14 protein-coding genes are annotated in these 16,763 nt (G+C 64.7%); 3 read left to right on the plus strand and 11 right to left on the minus strand.

Features of this window, described 5'->3' with window-relative positions; genetic code table 11:
- Positions 1-54 precede the first annotated feature (54 nt).
- The 3 genes from K8B33_RS09505 to K8B33_RS09515 are packed head-to-tail and all read left to right on the plus strand — an operon-like array spanning position 55 to position 3,488.
- Positions 55-1,536: a TolC family protein gene (locus tag K8B33_RS09505; RefSeq protein WP_223425860.1), complete on the plus strand. Its 1,482-nt coding sequence runs from the start codon at positions 55-57 to the stop codon at positions 1,534-1,536.
- Complete coding sequence (locus tag K8B33_RS09510) at positions 1,536-2,903, plus strand: multicopper oxidase family protein (protein ID WP_223425862.1); 1,368 nt, start codon at positions 1,536-1,538, stop codon at positions 2,901-2,903. The genes K8B33_RS09505 and K8B33_RS09510 overlap by 1 nt, the downstream gene beginning before the upstream one ends.
- Positions 2,904-2,933: 30 nt before the next feature.
- Positions 2,934-3,488, plus strand: a complete 555-nt coding sequence (locus tag K8B33_RS09515) for a DUF411 domain-containing protein (RefSeq protein ID WP_223425864.1) — start codon at positions 2,934-2,936, stop codon at positions 3,486-3,488.
- Positions 3,489-3,504: 16 nt separating this feature from the next.
- Here K8B33_RS09515 and K8B33_RS09520 read toward each other — a convergent pair whose 3' ends face one another.
- The 11 genes from K8B33_RS09520 to K8B33_RS09570 form a co-directional block, all read right to left on the minus strand.
- On the minus strand, positions 3,505-3,738 hold the full coding sequence (locus K8B33_RS09520; protein ID WP_223425867.1) for a DUF2933 domain-containing protein: 234 nt from the start codon (positions 3,736-3,738) through the stop codon (positions 3,505-3,507).
- Between the two features lie 61 nt (positions 3,739-3,799).
- Entirely contained in the window at positions 3,800-4,099 is a 300-nt protein-coding gene (locus tag K8B33_RS09525) for a hypothetical protein (protein ID WP_223425869.1), read from the minus strand.
- A gap of 17 nt (positions 4,100-4,116) precedes the next feature.
- Positions 4,117-6,435 (minus strand): heavy metal translocating P-type ATPase, encoded by a 2,319-nt coding sequence (locus K8B33_RS09530; protein ID WP_223425871.1) that lies wholly within the window; start codon positions 6,433-6,435, stop codon positions 4,117-4,119.
- Positions 6,432-7,010, minus strand: coding sequence for a hypothetical protein (locus tag K8B33_RS09535; protein WP_223425873.1), 579 nt, complete (start codon positions 7,008-7,010; stop codon positions 6,432-6,434). Before K8B33_RS09535 ends, K8B33_RS09530 begins: the two co-directional genes overlap by 4 nt.
- Positions 7,007-8,449 carry an ethylbenzene dehydrogenase-related protein gene (locus K8B33_RS09540; protein ID WP_223425875.1) on the minus strand — a complete coding sequence of 481 codons (1,443 nt, stop codon included), beginning with the start codon at positions 8,447-8,449 and terminating at the stop codon, positions 7,007-7,009. The genes K8B33_RS09535 and K8B33_RS09540 overlap by 4 nt, the downstream gene beginning before the upstream one ends.
- Entirely contained in the window at positions 8,446-12,402 is a 3,957-nt protein-coding gene (locus tag K8B33_RS09545) for an efflux RND transporter permease subunit (protein WP_223425877.1), read from the minus strand. Before K8B33_RS09545 ends, K8B33_RS09540 begins: the two co-directional genes overlap by 4 nt.
- Positions 12,392-13,687, minus strand: coding sequence for an efflux RND transporter periplasmic adaptor subunit (locus tag K8B33_RS09550; protein ID WP_223425878.1), 1,296 nt, complete (start codon positions 13,685-13,687; stop codon positions 12,392-12,394). Before K8B33_RS09550 ends, K8B33_RS09545 begins: the two co-directional genes overlap by 11 nt.
- Positions 13,684-15,009 (minus strand): TolC family protein, encoded by a 1,326-nt coding sequence (locus tag K8B33_RS09555; RefSeq protein WP_223425879.1) that lies wholly within the window; start codon positions 15,007-15,009, stop codon positions 13,684-13,686. Before K8B33_RS09555 ends, K8B33_RS09550 begins: the two co-directional genes overlap by 4 nt.
- 54 nt (positions 15,010-15,063) lie before the next feature.
- Positions 15,064-15,447 (minus strand): hypothetical protein, encoded by a 384-nt coding sequence (locus K8B33_RS09560; protein WP_223425880.1) that lies wholly within the window; start codon positions 15,445-15,447, stop codon positions 15,064-15,066.
- Positions 15,448-15,561: 114 nt separating this feature from the next.
- The gene (locus K8B33_RS09565) at positions 15,562-16,239 is read right to left on the minus strand and encodes an alpha/beta hydrolase (protein WP_223425881.1); all 678 of its coding nucleotides are present in this window, start codon (positions 16,237-16,239) and stop codon (positions 15,562-15,564) included.
- 96 nt (positions 16,240-16,335) lie between these two features.
- Positions 16,336-16,728, minus strand: coding sequence for a hypothetical protein (locus K8B33_RS09570; RefSeq protein WP_223425882.1), 393 nt, complete (start codon positions 16,726-16,728; stop codon positions 16,336-16,338).
- Positions 16,729-16,763: the final 35 nt, after the last annotated feature.

The raw sequence follows: 16,763 nt of genomic DNA on the forward strand, positions 1-16,763 counted from the left end.
TGTGACCGGTTTTCTGCAAGCCATTTAAGTGAGCCATTCAAGGGAGTTTTTATCGTGAAAAGTTATTCGCCTGCCGGGCTGGTCTGGCTGTTGTTGCCATGGCTGGCGGCCTGCGCGGCCGCGCCACCGGACGACGGGAAAGCGCGCATCAATGAGGCGCTGGCGGCGCGCGGTGTCGTCGCCGAGTCAGCCATGCATGCCTCAACGCCAGTGCAGGGCACACTGACCCGCGCGGATGCCGTGCTGCACGCCCTGACCCGTAACCCCAATGTACAACTGGAGTATCAACGACTGGATCTGGCCGCTGCGGATATCGTTGCTGCCAGCCAGTTGAGCAACCCGCGTCTGTCATTGTCCTGGCTGCGGCCGGAAGGCGGCGGTGGCAATGAAACGGGTATCGGCATTGCGCAAAATTTTGCCGGCCTGTTGTTGCGGCCCGCACTGCGTGAGCAGGCAGATGCGCGTTATGAAGCGGGATTGCTGCGCGCAGAAGCGGCCATTCACCACCTGGCAGCCGATACGGAAAGTGCCTGGTATGCCCTCGTGGCGGCAGAACAGACATTGCAGGTGCAGGAACTGGTGGCACGCGCAGCGATGCTGGCTGCGGAGCTCGGCGACCGTTTCCGTGAAGCAGGCAATATGAATGCGCTCACCGTGTCGACGTTGCATGCAGAGGCGGCGGAGGCGCGCCTGGCGCTGGTAGCTGCCCGCCGCGCCCGGGATCGGGCACGCAACGAATTGGCCAGCCTCATGGATGCGGCGCCTGCCACGAACGACGCGGCAATGAACTGGACGGTGCCGACCTTGTTGCCGTTGCCGCCCGCTGACATGCCGCCCGTCGCCGCGCTGATCGACACGGCACTGGTACGTCGCCCGGATATTCTGGCGGCGCAGGCGGATGAGGCCTGGCTGGAAGACAATCTTGCGCTGGTGAATCGCTATCGCTGGCTGGGTGATCTTGAGGTCGGGGTACGTCACGAACGGGAAGGTGATGGCACCCGTCTTACCGGTCCCACTCTGGGCCTGGCGTTACCGCTTTTTCATCGCAATCAGGCGGGGCTGCTGACCGCCAGGGCGGAGCTGGGTCGGGCCCGGCTTTCCCGCGAGCAGTTGCGCCAGGAGACCGGACATACCATCGCGCAATTGCATCAGGAACTGCACTGGCTCCGCGAAAGCCTGGCAGTGCGCGAGGATGCATTGTTGCCTGCTCGTGCCCAGGTGGTGGCGCGGCGGCAGGAGCGGGTGAACTACATGTTCGACGGCATTTTCGACTTGCTGGCGGCGAAGCAGGATGAGTTGCTCGCATGGCGTGCGCAGGTGGCGACGCTGGCGGATTACTGGCAGGTGCACACACGTCTGGTGCTGGCGGTGGGCGGCGAATGGGAAGGGAGCGAGCGGGATGCGCAGGCCGAAGCGGCGGTGCTCGACACCCGGCGGCTGGAGCATGATGCGGCGGCAGCCACTCATGAAGACCACGACCATCACGAACACCACAACCACGATCATCACAATCATCATCAGGGAGGCCATCACTGATGAAACGCAGAGATTTCATGCTGGCGGCCGGGGCATTGTTGCCCGCCGCCACACTGACCCGCGCGCTGGCCGATGCCGGGCATGCGCACCATAACGCTGGCGAAGCCACCGCCGGGCGACGACACCCGCAAGGCTACATGCCGGTGCAGACACCCAACGGTTGGACCTTGCCCTATAAAATGAATGACGGGGTGAAAGAATTTCATCTGGTGGCTGAAGAAATCGAGCACGAATTTGCGCCCGGTTCAAAAGCCCGGTGCTGGGGCTATAACGGCACCACGCCGGGGCCAACCCTTGAAGCCGTCGAAGGCGATCGGGTGCGCATCTATGTCACCAACCGGTTGCCGGAATATACCTCGGTGCACTGGCATGGCCTGATCCTGCCTTCCGGCATGGACGGTGTCACCGGCGTGACGCAACCCCCGATCAAGCCGGGCGAAACCTTCGTCTATGAATTTACCCTGCAGCAGCATGGCACGCATATGTACCACCCGCATGCGGATGAAATGGTGCAGATGGCCATGGGGATGATGGGCATGTTCATCATTCACCCGAAGGCGGGTGAACAGGTGCCGGTGGATCGTGACTACGCCATTCTGTTGCATAACTGGGCGTTGCATCCTGACACCTCTCGACCCGATCCCTCGGTGATGCAGGACTTCGATTTGTGGAGCATGAACTCGAAAGTGTTCCCGGCCATTGATTCGCTGGTGGCCAGGACAGGTGAGCGCGTGCGTCTGCGTATCGGCAACCTGTCCATGTGGAATCACCCGATGCATGTGCATGGGGTCAAGTTCGAGGTGACGGGTGGCGACGGGGGGCGCTGGCCGCGCAATCTCTGGCGCCGGGAAGCGACGGAAATTGTGGCGGTGGGCCAGGCTCGTGACTTCGAGTTCGAAGCGGTGCCGGGCGACTGGGCGTTCCATTGCCACATGTCACATCACGTGATGAATCCCATGGGGCATGATATTCCCAACACGCTGGGTGTGCGGCAGTCCGATCTTGAAGCACAGATCAGGACACTGCTGCCAGACTATATGGCGATGGGAAAGCATGGCATGGCGGAACACCAGGCGCACACCGACAGCGGTCATATGAAAGGCCCGGACAACACGCTGGCGATGATGATGGGGCAGGGCCCTTTCGGCAATATCGGCATGGGCGGCATGTTTACCCTGATCAAGGTGCGTGACGACCTGCGCCCGGGGGATTTCAGCGACCCGGGCTGGTATCGCCACCCGGACGGCAGCGTGGCCCACAAGGTGAGCAGTGATCCGGACTTTGGTGCACCGACACGGCGTGGCACACCTTTGACAGACGACAGCGATGCTCTGCCGGTACCGCGCAGGGATCATTCGCACCATTGAGCGTTATGAACGTTATGAAGGAAACGTATGATGAAAACAGATGACCTGATGAAAACAGAAAGCCCCGCGCGCCGGCAGCAAGGTGTCGCCATGTTGATATTCATGGTGCTGCTGGTCATGGTGATTATTGCCGGCGCCGCCTGGCAATTTGCACCGCGACCGGATGCCAATGCACAACCTGCGGCTGCAACCGTGTCAGCAGACGACGCCTTGCCGCCGATTACCGTCTGGCACAGCCCGACCTGTGGTTGCTGCGGTGACTGGGTGACACATCTGCAAGAGAGCGGCTTTACGGTGCACAAGCATATCCAGAACAATGTGCCGCAGATCAAATATCGCCTCGGCCTCCCCGGCGAGTTGGCCTCCTGTCATACCGCCATGGTTGAGGGCTATATTATCGAGGGCCATGTGCCTGCGGCGGATATCAAGCGTCTGCTGCGGGAGCAGCCGTTTGCTCGCGGCCTGGCCGTGCCGGGCATGCCGGTGGGGTCGCCGGGCATGGAAATGGATGGTCGTATGGATGCCTACGCTGTGTTGTTATTCGATGCCGACGGCGAGACCCAGGTGTTCAGCCAGTACCCCTGATGGCGCATGGGGCTGTTCAGCGCGGTCGTCGCTCATTCTTGTTTGCGCTCGCTGGCCCATGCTCATGCTGACGACCGTGACTACGGTGTAGAAACAGGTGCATCAGCGGGCAAGCGAGCAGGACCAGCAGCGGCAGCCACGGGCGCAGATGTTCGCCATGATCGAGCAGGAGTACGTAGAACGCTGCTGCTCCCAGCAGCAGTAGGCACCCGGCATGCAAGCGATGCCAGCGGTATTGTGAGCGGGGCATGATTCTCTCCTTTCTGGTTACACAACACCGGTGTTCACCGGTGCTGTATAACCACGTTTTGCTAGCGGTGTTGATGACGCTTCTCGCGACTTTCCTGTTGGGTGCTGGCCGGGTCCTCGGCATGCAGGTGCGTCATCTCCTGCATCTGTTCGGTCATCAATTCCAGATGGGCAATGACCTGTTGCAGGCGCCCGGCATCATCGGTTTGCGCATGGATGCGTGCCATGCTTTGTTGCAGCGCTTCGGCGTGTCGCGCCATGTTGTCGGCCATCGGGCAGGCGGCCAGGGCAGGGCTATGCAGGGCCAATGCCAGCAAGCTGACGAGGGCGGTGCCGGTCAAGGTTTTCAGTGACGTTTTCATGGTGTTTCTCCTGGTCATTACTGTAGTCGGGACTGTAGTTGGGAAGAGTGGTTCGGCGACCGGAAGCGGCGCCGGAGCAGCAGCGAATTGCCGATCACCGACAGCGAACTGGCGGTCATGGCAATAACGCCGATCATGGGGTGCAGCAGTCCGAGGGCGGCGACGGGAATGGCGGCGGCGTTGTAGCCGCTGGCCCAGAGCAGGTTCTCGACGATCTTGCGGAAGGTGGCCTGTGACAGGCGCATGGCCTCGACCACCCCGCTGAGTTCGCCGCGTACCAGGGTCACGTCTGCGGCTTCGATGGCCACATCGGCGCCAGCACCGATGGCGATGCCGACATTGGCCTGCTTCAGCGCCGGCGCATCATTGATACCGTCGCCCACCATGGCAACGTGTGGGCCAAAGGTCTCCTGCAACTGGCGGATGGCGGCGACCTTGCCTTCGGGCAAGACACCGGCGCGCACTTCATCGATGCCGACCTGGCGCGCGACCGCCCGGGCGGCGCGTTCGTTATCGCCGGTGATCATCACGACGTGCAGGCCGAGGCGATGCATGGCGGCAATGGCGGCGGCGGAGTCATCCTTCACTGTGTCGGCCACCGCTACGAGGCCGAGTGCCTGACCGTTGCGGGCGACCAGCACGACGGTGCAGCCGCGCGATTCCAGTTCGGCCAGCTGTTCATCCAGGGCGTCGAGGCCGCTGATGCCGTGCTCCGCCAGCAAGGCGCGATTGCCGATCAGCACCTCGTGCGCATCCACCTGGCCGGCAACGCCGCGCGCGCCGAGAGAACGAAATTGTGTCACCTGCCCGGGCGTGATGCTCTGTGCCCGGGCGCCGTCGACAATGGCCCGGGCAATCGGATGCTCCGAGGCATATTCGACGGTCGCCGTCAGCTGCAGCAGGGTGTCGTGATCGATGCCGGCGGCCGGTGTGACCTGGATCAGCGTGGGTTCGCCGCGGGTGATGGTGCCGGTCTTGTCCAGCACGATCGCCTTGACGTCCTTGAAGGTCTGGATGGCCTCGCCAGAGCGAATCAGGATGCCGCGCTCGGCGCCGATGCCGGCGCCGACCATCAGCGCGGTGGGCGTGGCCAGGCCGAGCGCACAGGGGCATGCAATCACGAGCACGGCGATGGCTGCGATGATGGCCACCGTGCCGGTGCCCGCCTCGGCATTGACCCAGGGCAGAAACGTCGCGCCCCACACCAGCACGGGACGCATCGCCTCGCCGGCCACCAGCCACAGCGTCAGGCTGGCCAGCGCGGTCAGTATCACCAGGGGCACAAAACGCCCGGTCATACGATCGGCAAACTCCTGGATCGGCACGCGTGAGCCCTGGGCTTCATCAATCAGCCGAATGACCTGTGCCAGGAAGGTATCGTCGCCAACACGCGTTGCCCGCACACGTAACCGTCCTTCCTTGTTGACGGTGGCGCCGAGCACACTGTCGCCGACCTGCTTGTAGACCGGCACGGATTCGCCTGTGGCCAGCGATTCATCCACATGGCTTTCGCCGTCGATGACCTCGCCGTCGGTCGGGATGCGGTCGCCGGGGCGCACAATCATGATGTCGTCGGGTACAAGCTCGCGCACGCTGATCTGCTGCTCTTTGCCGTCACGCTCGATGTTTGCGGTTTTGGCGCCAAGGGTGAGCAGGCGTCGGATCGCCTGCGACGCGCTGCCCTTGGCGCGTGCCTCCAGATACCGGCCGAGCAGGTGGAAAGTCATGATGGTGGCGGCCATCTCCATGAAGGAGGTCATCGGATAAACGAAGCCGATCAAGCCGATAAAGTAAGGCGGCAGGCTGCCAAGCGAGATCAGCACGTCCATGTTCGCCTGACGGTTTCGCAGCGAGCGCCAGGCGGCCTTGTGGGTGGCGGCACCGCCATACAGAAATACCACCGGGAAGGCGAGCAGGGCGACCAGCACGAGATAGCCGGGCAGCGGCTGCCAGAACATGTGCGGGACCATGATCAGCATGATCAGCGTTGCCGGCACCGCCGCGATCCACAGGCGTCGCCGCGCCTGCGCCAGATAGGCCAGATCCACGGCCACGTCTTCCTCGGCATCCACGGTCTCGTCATGCAGCGCCGCCACCGCGTACCCGGCCTGCTCCACCGCCTGGCGTATCGTGTCGGCATCGGTGCGCTGTTTATCGATGTCCACGGTGACCCGGTGGCTGGCGATATTGGTGCTGATACTGAGCACGCCGTCGAGCCGCTCCAGCGTGCGGCGAATGATACCGGCGCAGTGATCGCTGCCCATGCCGGGTACGTTCAGCTGCAGTTGGGCGGTGTCTGTGCTGGTGTCTGTGTTGGTGACCGTGTCCGTGCTCATGGTTGAGGGCCTCCCCGCGTGGTGGTCGTTGGTCGCGGGCGCCAGAGCCAGGCCAGGCCGAGAAACAGCAGCGCGCCGGCCAGCGTCAGCACCAGCATCCAGCCGGGCAGATAAAAAGTGGTGTAGATCTCCCAGCCGAGGGCGCGCAGCAGGCTGCCGATCATGGTTGGATTGCCGATAAGATGGCCGCCGAGGGCGCCGGTGACGCCGAGCAGCGTGACGCCGATCAGCGCCAGTGCCGGCATCAGCAGCCGCCAGCTGCCGTGCCAGATCAGGTTGCCGCCACGCCAGCAAAGCGCCAGCAGCAGCACCCAATAGGCCAGCGTCCAGCTGGCGGCGAGCAGGTGGTTGCGCGCCAGCGGTGAGGCGCTGACGGCTTCCAGCGGCCAGATCAGCAGCCCGGCGCTGAAGGTGATCAATCCCATCAGCGCTGCCCACAGCAGCAGCAGCGGCAAAAGACGTGCTGCGGCCTGTGCCAGTGTCGCCGCGGACAGGCTGCGCCAGACGATGATCAGGGTCGCCGTGATCCACAGCGCCACAGGGAAATGGGACAGCAGGGCGTGATAGGCGCTCATGAGGTGCTCCTTGCCGGGCGCGGCAGCAGGCTGAACAGGGTGGCGGCAAAGCCGACGATGAGCAGCAGCCCGGCGCTCAGAGTCCACAACCACTGGCGGGTGATCTGCTGGCGGAATTCGCCTTCGACCGCGTAATGGGCCAACTGCTGCTCGCTGTGGCGCGCCCGCGCCGGGATACCCTGGCGCATGGCCTTGGCGCCGGCATGGCGGCGGGACAGCAGCGATGCATAGGTCACCTGGCCGGGGTAGAACAGGGTCAATTCGAGACTCGATCGCTGTGACCAGTCCGGTGCACTGCCGGCGAAGCGGTCGGCGCGCAGTGTCGCGTCGCGGCCGAGACCGAGCTGGAACGGCAGAGAAACGTAATGCCAGCGGCTGCCGCTGGCATCGCGATGCACAGCGACGGCGAGGTCATAGCTGCCCTGGTCGTGCAATATCTTGTCTTCCAGCGGAAAGCCGGTGTCCAGCGCCCGCGCCAGCACCAGTTCCCAGTGTCCGTCCTGCCAGCGCGCTGAACCGACAACGCGGATCGCGCCGCGCGAGCCGTCGGCATGCTGCAGCAGCAGTCGTGGCAGGGTATCGCCGACTTGCCAGGGGTGCTGCGGGTCGAACGGCACCGCCTGATCGCGGGACAGGAAATAACGGCTGTCGAAATCGGTGGTGGTGGTGATTTCAGACCAGCGCAGCGCCGGTTGCCCGAGGGACGGATCGAACATGAAGTGTGGCAGGCCGGTATCGCTGTCCTGATTGCTGCTGAAGGTGCCGCGGCCGCTGTCGTTCAGGCGGTATTCGGCCACATGCTGGTCATCGGCCATGCCGACCGGGTTGGAGCGGTGCGCGCGCCAGTGCCAGAGATCGAGGAAATAGCCGGCCTGGCGCTGGCGGGCCAGGGTGTCGGCATCCACCAGTGCGTCCCAGTCATGCGGGGCCTGGCGGGTTGCTGGCAGATACTTGCGCACATCGCTGGCGCCCAGAGTGGCGCCGAGGTGAGGGTGGGCACGCACGTTGGCGGCATCGACCGCGTCGGACATGAAGCGCTGGCCGCCATGGGCGGTGATGTAACCGCCGAACAGGCGGAATTCTGCGACCCGGCCGTCGTCGACCAGCATCGTCAGGCGGTCTTCATAGAGGCCATCCGGGTCCTGGCCGACCGGGCTGGTGCCGTGGCGCTGCCAGTGCTGGCCGTCGAAGCGCAGCATGTCCATGGCGATGTGAGGACGTTCTGCGGGCCAGCGGTAGCGGAACCAGATTTCCTCTTCGTTGTAGGCCGCCTGCAGGGTCAGTGGCATCAGCAGCTGCTGCGGGATGACGATATTGCGTTGCGGGTCATCGCGAATAATGCCGCGACCATGGCTGAGCCAGGCCAGCAGTAACAGGGTCGCGAACAGAGCGCCGGCAAAGAGCAGACGCCGGTCGGCCGCAGTCGATGTGGGACTCATGGTGACACCTCCTTGATTGAGGCCGGCGCAGGCCGGCGCAGCAGGCGGAACTCCTGGTGCCAGGCGTAGAGCACCGGCACCGTGATCAGGTTGAGCAGGACGAACAGCAGGCCACCGACCGAGGGAATTGCCATCGGGATCATCAGGTCAGCACCCCGGCCGCTGGCACTGAGGACCGGTAGCAGGGCCAGAATGGTGGTGGCGATGGTCATCACTGCCGGGCGGAGGCGTCGCATGCCGCCCTCCATGGCGATAGCGCGTACGGCGGCGACACTGTCCGGCGGTGTCGCGCGCATGCGCTGTGTCAGGTAGGTAGCCATGACCACGCCGGTGTCGACCGCGATGCCAAACACGGCCAGGAAGCCGACCCAGACGGCGACGCTGAGATTGATCGGTTGCAGCTGGAACAGGTCGCGCATGTTGACGCCAAATACGGCGAAGTTGGCAAACCAGCTCTGGCCATACAGGTGCAGCATGATGAAGCCGCCCGCCCAGGCAATGGCGATGCCGCTGAACACGATCAAGGCCGTGACGGTGCTGCGGAACTGCAGGTACAGGATCAGGAAGATCAGCAGCAGCGAGACCGGTATCACCAGTTGCAGGGTGCGTGTGGCGCGCAGTTGATGCTGGTACTCGCCAGCGAACGCATAGCTCACGCCGGTCGGGATATGCACGTCGCCGCTGTTGATGCGCTGCGCCAGGTAATCCTGCACGCCCTCGATGATGTCCACTTCTGCCAGCGCCGGTTGCCCGCCGAAGGTGACGTAGGCCGTCAGGAAGGTGTTTTCGGCGCGAATCATCTGCGGACCGCGCACGTAGTTGATCTGTGCCAGTTGGCCCAGCGGCACGCGGTTGCCGTCGCCGGTATCGATCAGCACTCGCGCCAGCTGCTCGAGGGTATTGCGTTGTTCGCGCGCGTAGCGGATGCGCACCGGATACCGTTCGCGCCCCTCGACGGTTTGCGTGACACGCTGGCCGCCGACGGTCAGCGCGATGGCCTCCTGGACATCCTGCATGGCCAGCCCGTAGCGGGCGATGGTGCGGCGATCCGGTACGATTTCCAGGTAGGGCTTGCCCACCACCCGGTCGGCGTTGATCGTCTCCGGCAGGATACCCGGTGCGTCGCGCAGCAGTGATTCAAACAGGTTGGCCATCTGCTCCAGCGTATCCAGATCTGGTGCGCTCAGCTTGATACCCATGCTGGCGCGCATGCCGGTCTGCAGCATCAGGAGCCGGGTTTCGATCGGTTGCAGCTTCGGTGCCGGAATCACCCCGGGTAACTCGGCGGCGGCAACAATCTCGTGCCAGATGTCGTCCGGCGAGCGGATATGATCGCGCCACTGACGGTAGGGGCGCCCGCGCCGGTCCGGGATCAAGGCGCCCGTCGCGTCGCGCTCGAAGCTGTCGCTGTGCCGGTCATAGCGAAAGTTGATGCGCCGTCCTTGCGCGTCAGTGCGGTACTCGCTGTGGTATTGGATGATGGTTTCGATCATCGACAGTGGCGCCGGGTCGAGGGCGCTGTCCATGCGACCGAGCTTGCCGGCCGCCAGTTTTACTTCCGGTATGGCGCTGATCGCCTGATTCTGCCGCGTCATCACGTCCAGCACTTCGCTGATGGCGGCGTGTGGCATGGTGCTGGGCATCCACAGGAAGCTGCCTTCGTCGAGCGCAGGGCGGAACTCGCGTCCGAGCCCGGGCAAGGTGCGGCTGGCCGCCTGCCACGGCGTGCTGTGGCGCAGTTCCAGACCCACTGCCGCCAACGGTTTGGCCAGTGGCGCCAGCGTGCGATCAAACCCGATCCAGCTGAGCGTGCCAGCCAGCACGACCGCTGCCGGGAGCAGCAGAAAGACGCCCTTGTGCACCAGCGCCCAGCGCAGCAGCGCCGGGTAGCACATCATGAACAGCCACAGGAGGCCGAGGAGGGCGGCAAACAGCAGCAGGATAAACAGAATGTTGCGCAGCATGCCGGGCGCCGGGCCGAGAGGCTCCCAGACCAGGGCCAATACCACCAGCAGCACCAGGATGCAGGCCAGCGCTGGCAGCCGCCCGGCATACGGACGCAGGGCCGCCGGCAGCGGGCTGCCGCGCAGCTGCCAGAACGCCATCGCCGCCAGGGCCAGTGTGGTCAGCAGGAGCCACAGCCAGCTGTAGTGAAGCGCCAGCGCCAGCAGGGGGATGGCCACCAGTGCCAGTGTCAGACCGCGGCGGCGCGCCGCATCGAAACGCAAGAGCAGCTGCAGCAGCGTCGGCACCAGCGTCAGGGTCAGGATGACCGCCGCCAGCAGCACGAAGGTCTTGGTCCAGGCCAGCGGCGTGAACAGTTTGCCTTCGGCGCCGGTCATCGTGAATACCGGCAGGAAGCTGATCACCGTGGTGGCAATAGCGGTGATGACCGCTGACCCCACTTCCTGTGTGCCTTGCAGCACCTGTTCGTACAGCGACTCGTCAGGGTGGTCCCGGGTGCGGCGAATAATGTTCTCGGCGACGATGATGCCCATGTCGACGATGGTGCCGATGGCGATAGCAATGCCGGCCAGGGCAACGATATTGGCATCGATGCCGAACAGACGCATGGCGATGAAGCTCATCAGTACGGCCAGTGGCAGCAGTAGTCCGACCGCCATGGCCGTGCGCAGATGCATCAGCAGTGCCAGCACGACCACTGCGGTGACCAGCAGTTGCTGGGTCAGCGCGTCGTTCAGGGTGCCGAGCGTTTCCTGGATCAAGTGGGTGCGGTCGTAGAAGGGCACCAGGGTGACCTGGCTCAGGGTCAGCCAGGACGGCCACTCGCTGCGCGGGTGGCTGCGCAGCCACTGCAACCAGGCCTCGTCATCGGCCGTGTGCTGCCAGCTCTGGTCCACCGGTAATTGCTGCGCGGTGGCAAAGCGGCGCACGTCTTCGGGGCGGGTGGTCTGCCAGTCGATCACAGCGCGTGCCGGCAGGCCGGTGCTGAGCGTGTCAATGCGTTCCCGGGTATTGTGGATCGCCTGCATCGGGTTGTAGCCCTCGCGCACCGTGACCACGCCGCCAACCGCTTCGGCGCCGTTGATGTCCAGCGCGCCCCGGCGGTCGGCCGGGCCCAGCGTGACATGGGCGATATCGCGAATACGCAGCGGTGTCTGATCGGGCCCCGGTCGCACGACGGCCTGCTCGATATCCTCCAGCGAGCGGATGAAGCCGACGCCGCGCACCAGGTACTCGACACCGTTGATCTCGGTGGTGCGGGCGCCCATGTCCAGATTGCTGCGGCGCACGGCATTCAATACGGCGGACAGTGGTATGCCATGGACCTGCAGGGCCTCCGGGTCGAGATCGATCTGGTACTCCCGCACATGGCCGCCCAGCGACGCCACCTCACTGATGCCTTCAGCGGCCAGCAGCGCAAAGCGCACATACCAGTCCTGCAGGCTGCGCAGTTCGTGCGGCGCCCAGCCGCCGGTGGGCTGGCCGTCCGGGTCGCGGCCTTCGAGGGTATACCAGTAGACCTGGCCGAGCGCGGTGGCGTCTGGCCCCAATGCCGGCTGCACGCCGTCGGGCAGGGTGCCGGATGGCAAGCTGTTGAGCTTTTCCAGCAGGCGCGCCCGCGACCAGTAGAAGTCGATGTTGTCGTCAAAGATCACGGCAATCGAGCTGAAGCCGAGCATGGACAGGCTGCGCACATCCTTGACGCCCGGCACCCCCATCAGGGTTACCGACAGCGGATAGGTCAACTGGTCCTCGACATCCCGTGGCGAGCGGCCGGGCCAGTCGGCAAACACGATTTGCTGGTTCTCGCCCAGGTTGGGAATGGCATCCACCGGCACCGGCGAGCGTGGCAGGCCGGTATCCCAGTCAAACGGCGCCACGGCGATGCCGGTGCCGATCAGCAGCAGTGTCGCCAGCAAGACCACGGGCTTGCGTGTCAGGCAGAAATGGATCAGTGCGTTGAGCGGGCCGCGGCCGTCAGTGGACATGTTCCCCTCCGCGTCCGCCGGTCGGCGCCATCATGCTGGGCAAGCCGCGAATCTGCCGTTCGCTGTCGAGACGGAAGGCGCCCTCGGTCACCAGTGTTTCACCCGCCTCCAGACCGTCCAGCACGATGTAGTAGTCACCGACTTCGGCGCCGAGCGTGACCTGACGTGGCTCAAACGTGGCGGGCTCTTCGGTGGTGCGGACATAGACCAGGGCGCGACGGCCGGTGAGCAGCGGCGCACTGCGCGGAATCACCACGGCCGCCGGTTGCGGGAGCGACAGCCGTGCCCGGGCCAGCATGCCCGGCCGCAATACGCCGTCCGGATTGTCCAGCGCCAGCCGCACGCGTGCTGTACGGCGGCGCTCGTCGAGCATAGGCTCCACCAGTGTCACGCGAGCATTGAAGCGGCTGCCCGGCAGGCCGTCGATCTCAACCTCGGCGTTGACGCCGGGCGTCAGGCCGGCCAGATCCTGTTCGTACGCCTCCAGCAGCACCCACACTCGCGACAGATCGGCCAGCCGGTACAGGGGGCTGCCGGTACTGACGTAGTCGCCCTCGCGCACCAGTTGCTCGATAACGGTGCCCGCCTGTTGTGCATGGACCGGCAGGTGCTGGCGGGGGCGTCCCGCAGCGAGGATGGCGTCGATGGTGGCGTTGTCGATATCCAGCAGGCGCAGTCGTTGTCGGGCGGCGTTCTGCAGGTTGCTGTCGCCTTGCTGGCGCGCTGCCCGGGCGGTCTGCAGCAGGGCCTCTTGCTCGGCCATCAACTCGGCGCTGTAGACGCTGGCCAACAGGGTGCCGCTGTCGATATGGGCGCCGGCACTGGTGACGTAGAGCCGCTCGATGCGGCCCGGAAAGCGGGCCGTCAGGGTGCGCAGCCGCTGCTCGTCATAGCCGATGCGGCCGGCCAGCGAGAGCTGGCGGGACAGGCTCAGGTATTGGGCTGGCGCGGTGCGCAGTGCCATCAGCGCCTGGGCGCGGTCATCGAGCACCAGTGCGGTGTCTGTTGCCTCATGCTCGGTGGTGTGGTCTGCCGTTCTGACCGGCACCAGTTGCATGCCGCAGATCGGGCAGCGGGCGTTGGCGTCGTCAAGCCGTACCTGCGGATGCATGGCACAGGTGTATTGCTGCCGGGCCGCGCTCGCTGGCAGGAGGCTGCTACCGGGCACGGGGCTGGCGGGCGCCGCGTGCTGGTGGTGCGCATCATCGCTGCTGGCCGCGGGTACGAGGCCGGTGGTGAGCAGCGCCAGCAAAGTCAGTGGCAGTGGCTGCAGGAGGCGTTTCATGGTGTCTCTCCGTGATGTGTCAGCAGCGAACGACCGGTCAGGACGTCGATGTCGGTCTGATAGCTGAAGGCGTCGGCCAGGGCACGCTGGTGACCGAGGGCAAGGCCGAGGAGCTCACGCTGGCTGGCAATCAGGTCGGCGAAACTGGCTTGCCCGGCCTGCCAGGCGGTCACGGTCACGGCCAGTGCCTGTTCTGCGCGTGGCAGCAGGCTGTCCTGGTAGAGGTGGGCGGTGCGCGCGGCCTGTTGCAGGTTGAACAGCGCAATCTCCAGGTCTGCCGCCAGCCGTTGCTGTTGTTCCTGCAACTGCCAGTGGCTGGCGCGATGCAGGGCGTCGGCTTCCGTGCGCTGGGCGCGGTAACGGCCACGCTGCAGGGGCAACTGGATGCCGACCATCAGCGCCAGCTCGTCCCGGGGCATCATGTCCTGGCGCATGTACTCCAGACCCAGTTTCAGATCCGGCCGGCCGGCGCGGTCGGCCAGTTGCTGGCCACGGGCGCGCGCGTCGATCTGGTGACGCAGAGCATGTAGTTGCGGATTGTGCTCGGTCAGTGAGGTCAGCAGTGGCGCTGTGTCGTCGGGCGGTATGGGCGGGGCGGGCAAGGTGGTAGCGGGATGACCCAGTGCCGCGCTGTCGATAGCCAGGGCAGAGGCCAGCCGGGAGTGTGCGGCCTGCTGCTGGCTGCGCAGCGCCTGTTGTTCGTTAGCCAGCCGTGCCTGCTCATTCTGCAGCCGCAGCAGCGCTGGCAGGTCACTGCGACCGGCTTCATAACGGCGCCGGGTCTGCTCGGTCAGTTGGGTCAGCAGGGACAATTGTTCGCCAATCAGCGCCTCAGCGGCCTGACTCCAGGCATAGTCGATCCAGGCGCGACGCAGCTCACGCTCGACCGCTAACTGATTGGCATGCAGCGTGGCGCGGGCCGCATCGACCTCATGGTCGGCGCGCTGGCGTGTCAGTCCGCGCTTTCCCCACAACGGGATGGATTGAGTCACAGCCAGACTCTGGTTGCCGGATTCGCGCAGGCCCTGATTCAGCTCGAGCATCGGATCGGGCCAGGCCGCCTCGCGCTGGCCGCGACTTGCGGCGGCGCCCACCAGCGCCTGACTGGCCTGCAGGCGCGGATGATGGTGGTATGCGTAGCGCACCATCTCGCTGAGCGAGGCGTCCGCATGTAGTGATTCTGGCGTTGTTGTGTCTGCGGTGGCTGGCGCAGGCCACAGCAGACCGAAGCACAGCAGCAGTGCCAACAGTCGCCGGCGGTGGCCGACGGCGGTGGGTGGTCTGGCAGCAACCCGGCGGGTCGCGAAGACAGTCTGTTGCATGAGAGGTATTCCTGAATAGCAAAGAACAAAGGCGCAGCCGTTGGCGGGCCCTGTTCAAATCAGGAAGGCCTGGTTCATCAGATAAAAGGGTGGGCCATGGCGCGGCTGGATGGCTTGATCCGGCTGTGCCCGCGCGGGATGAGCGGGCAGCGCGTCGCCGTGGAGGACGCTCGCAGGCTGATGTGCGCTCTGCTCGAGCTCGGCCGGTATTTGCTCAGCGGCCTGACAGGGATAGCAATCACTTTCAGTTCCAGGCATCGCATTATCTGCAGCAAGCGGGCAGCCCGGCGGGTGTGTGCTCAGTGTTTCAGCGTGTGGCGGCAGTATGTTGGCTGCCAGCCCCAGGGTGGGACAGACCAGCAGGCTCCAGCACAGCAGCGTCGCCATCAGGGGCGAGGCGAGCCAGGCGCGGGCGCTTGGGTTGGCGATGCTGTGCATGATAGGGGCCTGTTGGGCGGCGCTTTAAACCCATGGTGTTCCGGCGTGCGTGGTGCAGCAACGGCTATCGCAGCTTTTTTTGATCTGGGTCAGGATCATGACAGTACGCACCCTTCAGGCATTCAGGCATTGCGTGATAAAGCCCGCGATATCGCGAATCTGTGGCAGGCAGACCTCGTGCCCCATGGGGTAGCTTTGCCACGAGGGCTCCAGCCCCATTTCCCGCAACTGCACGGCGGCGCGCTCGCCCAGCATCATGGGCACCATGGGGTCGGCGCTGCCGTGATAGATGCGCACCGGCAAGCGCCGGTTGGCGTCGCTGGGGCGCGTGATGTCCGGCGTGGCCAGATAGGTGGATAACGCCATCAGGCCTGCCAGGGGTTTTTCAAACGTGAGGGCGGCGTGGTAGGCCACCGCGCCGCCTTGTGAAAAACCGGCCACGATGATGCGGCGGCTGTCGATGCCGCGTGCGATTTCCCGCTCGATGAGGTCTGTGGTGCGGCGCGCGGATTCCAGCAACTGCGCTTCGTCCACGACACGCTCCAGATCCATGGCCTTGATGTCATACCAGGCGGGCATGCGCATGCCGCCATTTACCGTGACCGGAATTTCCGGTGCGTGAGGAAAGATGAAACGCGCGGCGATGGATGACGGGAGCCGAAGCTCCGGCACGATGGGTTCAAAATCATGGCCGTTTGCGCCGAGGCCATGCAGCCAGATAATGGCAGCGTCGGCGTCGCGATGTTGCGGCTCGATCTCGACGGCAGGAAGAACGGGATGCTGATGCGTCACTGAAGGCTCCGTTTATTTATTGCGCCCGGGTTTTTGCGAGCAGGCGTGTAAGGCAGGCGTGCAAGAACGCCGCAGTGTAGCACGCCCCGCAGCATCTCAAGGCTGCATCTGCCATTCACCATCCAGAAGCATGAACACCGCAGTCAGCGGCACGCTTTTGCGTTCGCCTTTCTCGAAGTCGCCGAAGCGATGCGTCATTTCGGCAACGGTGATGCTTTCTGCGGCGCTGCCGTGGCGCGCTTCCAGTTCGCTGCGGCTGATCAGCATCTCGGCTTCCAGTTGGCAGCGCACGCTGGCGATATCGCCCTGCTGTGTCGCACGACATTGATCAACGCCCACGATGCGTGCGTGCCGAGGGGCGCGCTCATGGGCTTCCTGTCTTGCAAGTTCTGCGCTGATCAGCTGCGCCCAGTCGGGTTCATGTTTCTGACATGCGGCCGCCATCAGAATGACAAATGTAACCGCTATACGCTGTACAAGGATTTTCATTGCAGCTACCTAAAGTAACGTTATTGATACGTTCG

This window comes from Alcanivorax limicola, from assembly GCF_019931215.1.
In the GTDB taxonomy this organism is placed as follows: Bacteria; Pseudomonadota; Gammaproteobacteria; order Pseudomonadales; family Alcanivoracaceae; genus Isoalcanivorax; species Isoalcanivorax limicola.

What these genes read in the sequence shown, in the direction of transcription:
- K8B33_RS09540 (WP_223425875.1), bottom strand. Translation starts at nt 8,449, where the DNA reads ATGAGTCCCACATCGACTGCGGCCGACCGGCGTCTGCTCTTTGCCGGC.
- K8B33_RS09520 (WP_223425867.1), bottom strand. Translation starts at nt 3,738, where the DNA reads ATGCCCCGCTCACAATACCGCTGGCATCGCTTGCATGCCGGGTGCCTA.
- K8B33_RS09525 (WP_223425869.1), bottom strand. Translation starts at nt 4,099, where the DNA reads ATGAAAACGTCACTGAAAACCTTGACCGGCACCGCCCTCGTCAGCTTG.
- K8B33_RS09530 (WP_223425871.1), bottom strand. Translation starts at nt 6,435, where the DNA reads ATGAGCACGGACACGGTCACCAACACAGACACCAGCACAGACACCGCC.
- K8B33_RS09570 (WP_223425882.1), bottom strand. Translation starts at nt 16,728, where the DNA reads ATGAAAATCCTTGTACAGCGTATAGCGGTTACATTTGTCATTCTGATG.
- K8B33_RS09535 (WP_223425873.1), bottom strand. Translation starts at nt 7,010, where the DNA reads ATGAGCGCCTATCACGCCCTGCTGTCCCATTTCCCTGTGGCGCTGTGG.
- K8B33_RS09550 (WP_223425878.1), bottom strand. Translation starts at nt 13,687, where the DNA reads ATGAAACGCCTCCTGCAGCCACTGCCACTGACTTTGCTGGCGCTGCTC.
- K8B33_RS09555 (WP_223425879.1), bottom strand. Translation starts at nt 15,009, where the DNA reads ATGCAACAGACTGTCTTCGCGACCCGCCGGGTTGCTGCCAGACCACCC.
- K8B33_RS09510 (WP_223425862.1), top strand. Translation starts at nt 1,536, where the DNA reads ATGAAACGCAGAGATTTCATGCTGGCGGCCGGGGCATTGTTGCCCGCC.
- K8B33_RS09515 (WP_223425864.1), top strand. Translation starts at nt 2,934, where the DNA reads ATGAAAACAGATGACCTGATGAAAACAGAAAGCCCCGCGCGCCGGCAG.
- K8B33_RS09560 (WP_223425880.1), bottom strand. Translation starts at nt 15,447, where the DNA reads ATGCACAGCATCGCCAACCCAAGCGCCCGCGCCTGGCTCGCCTCGCCC.
- K8B33_RS09545 (WP_223425877.1), bottom strand. Translation starts at nt 12,402, where the DNA reads ATGTCCACTGACGGCCGCGGCCCGCTCAACGCACTGATCCATTTCTGC.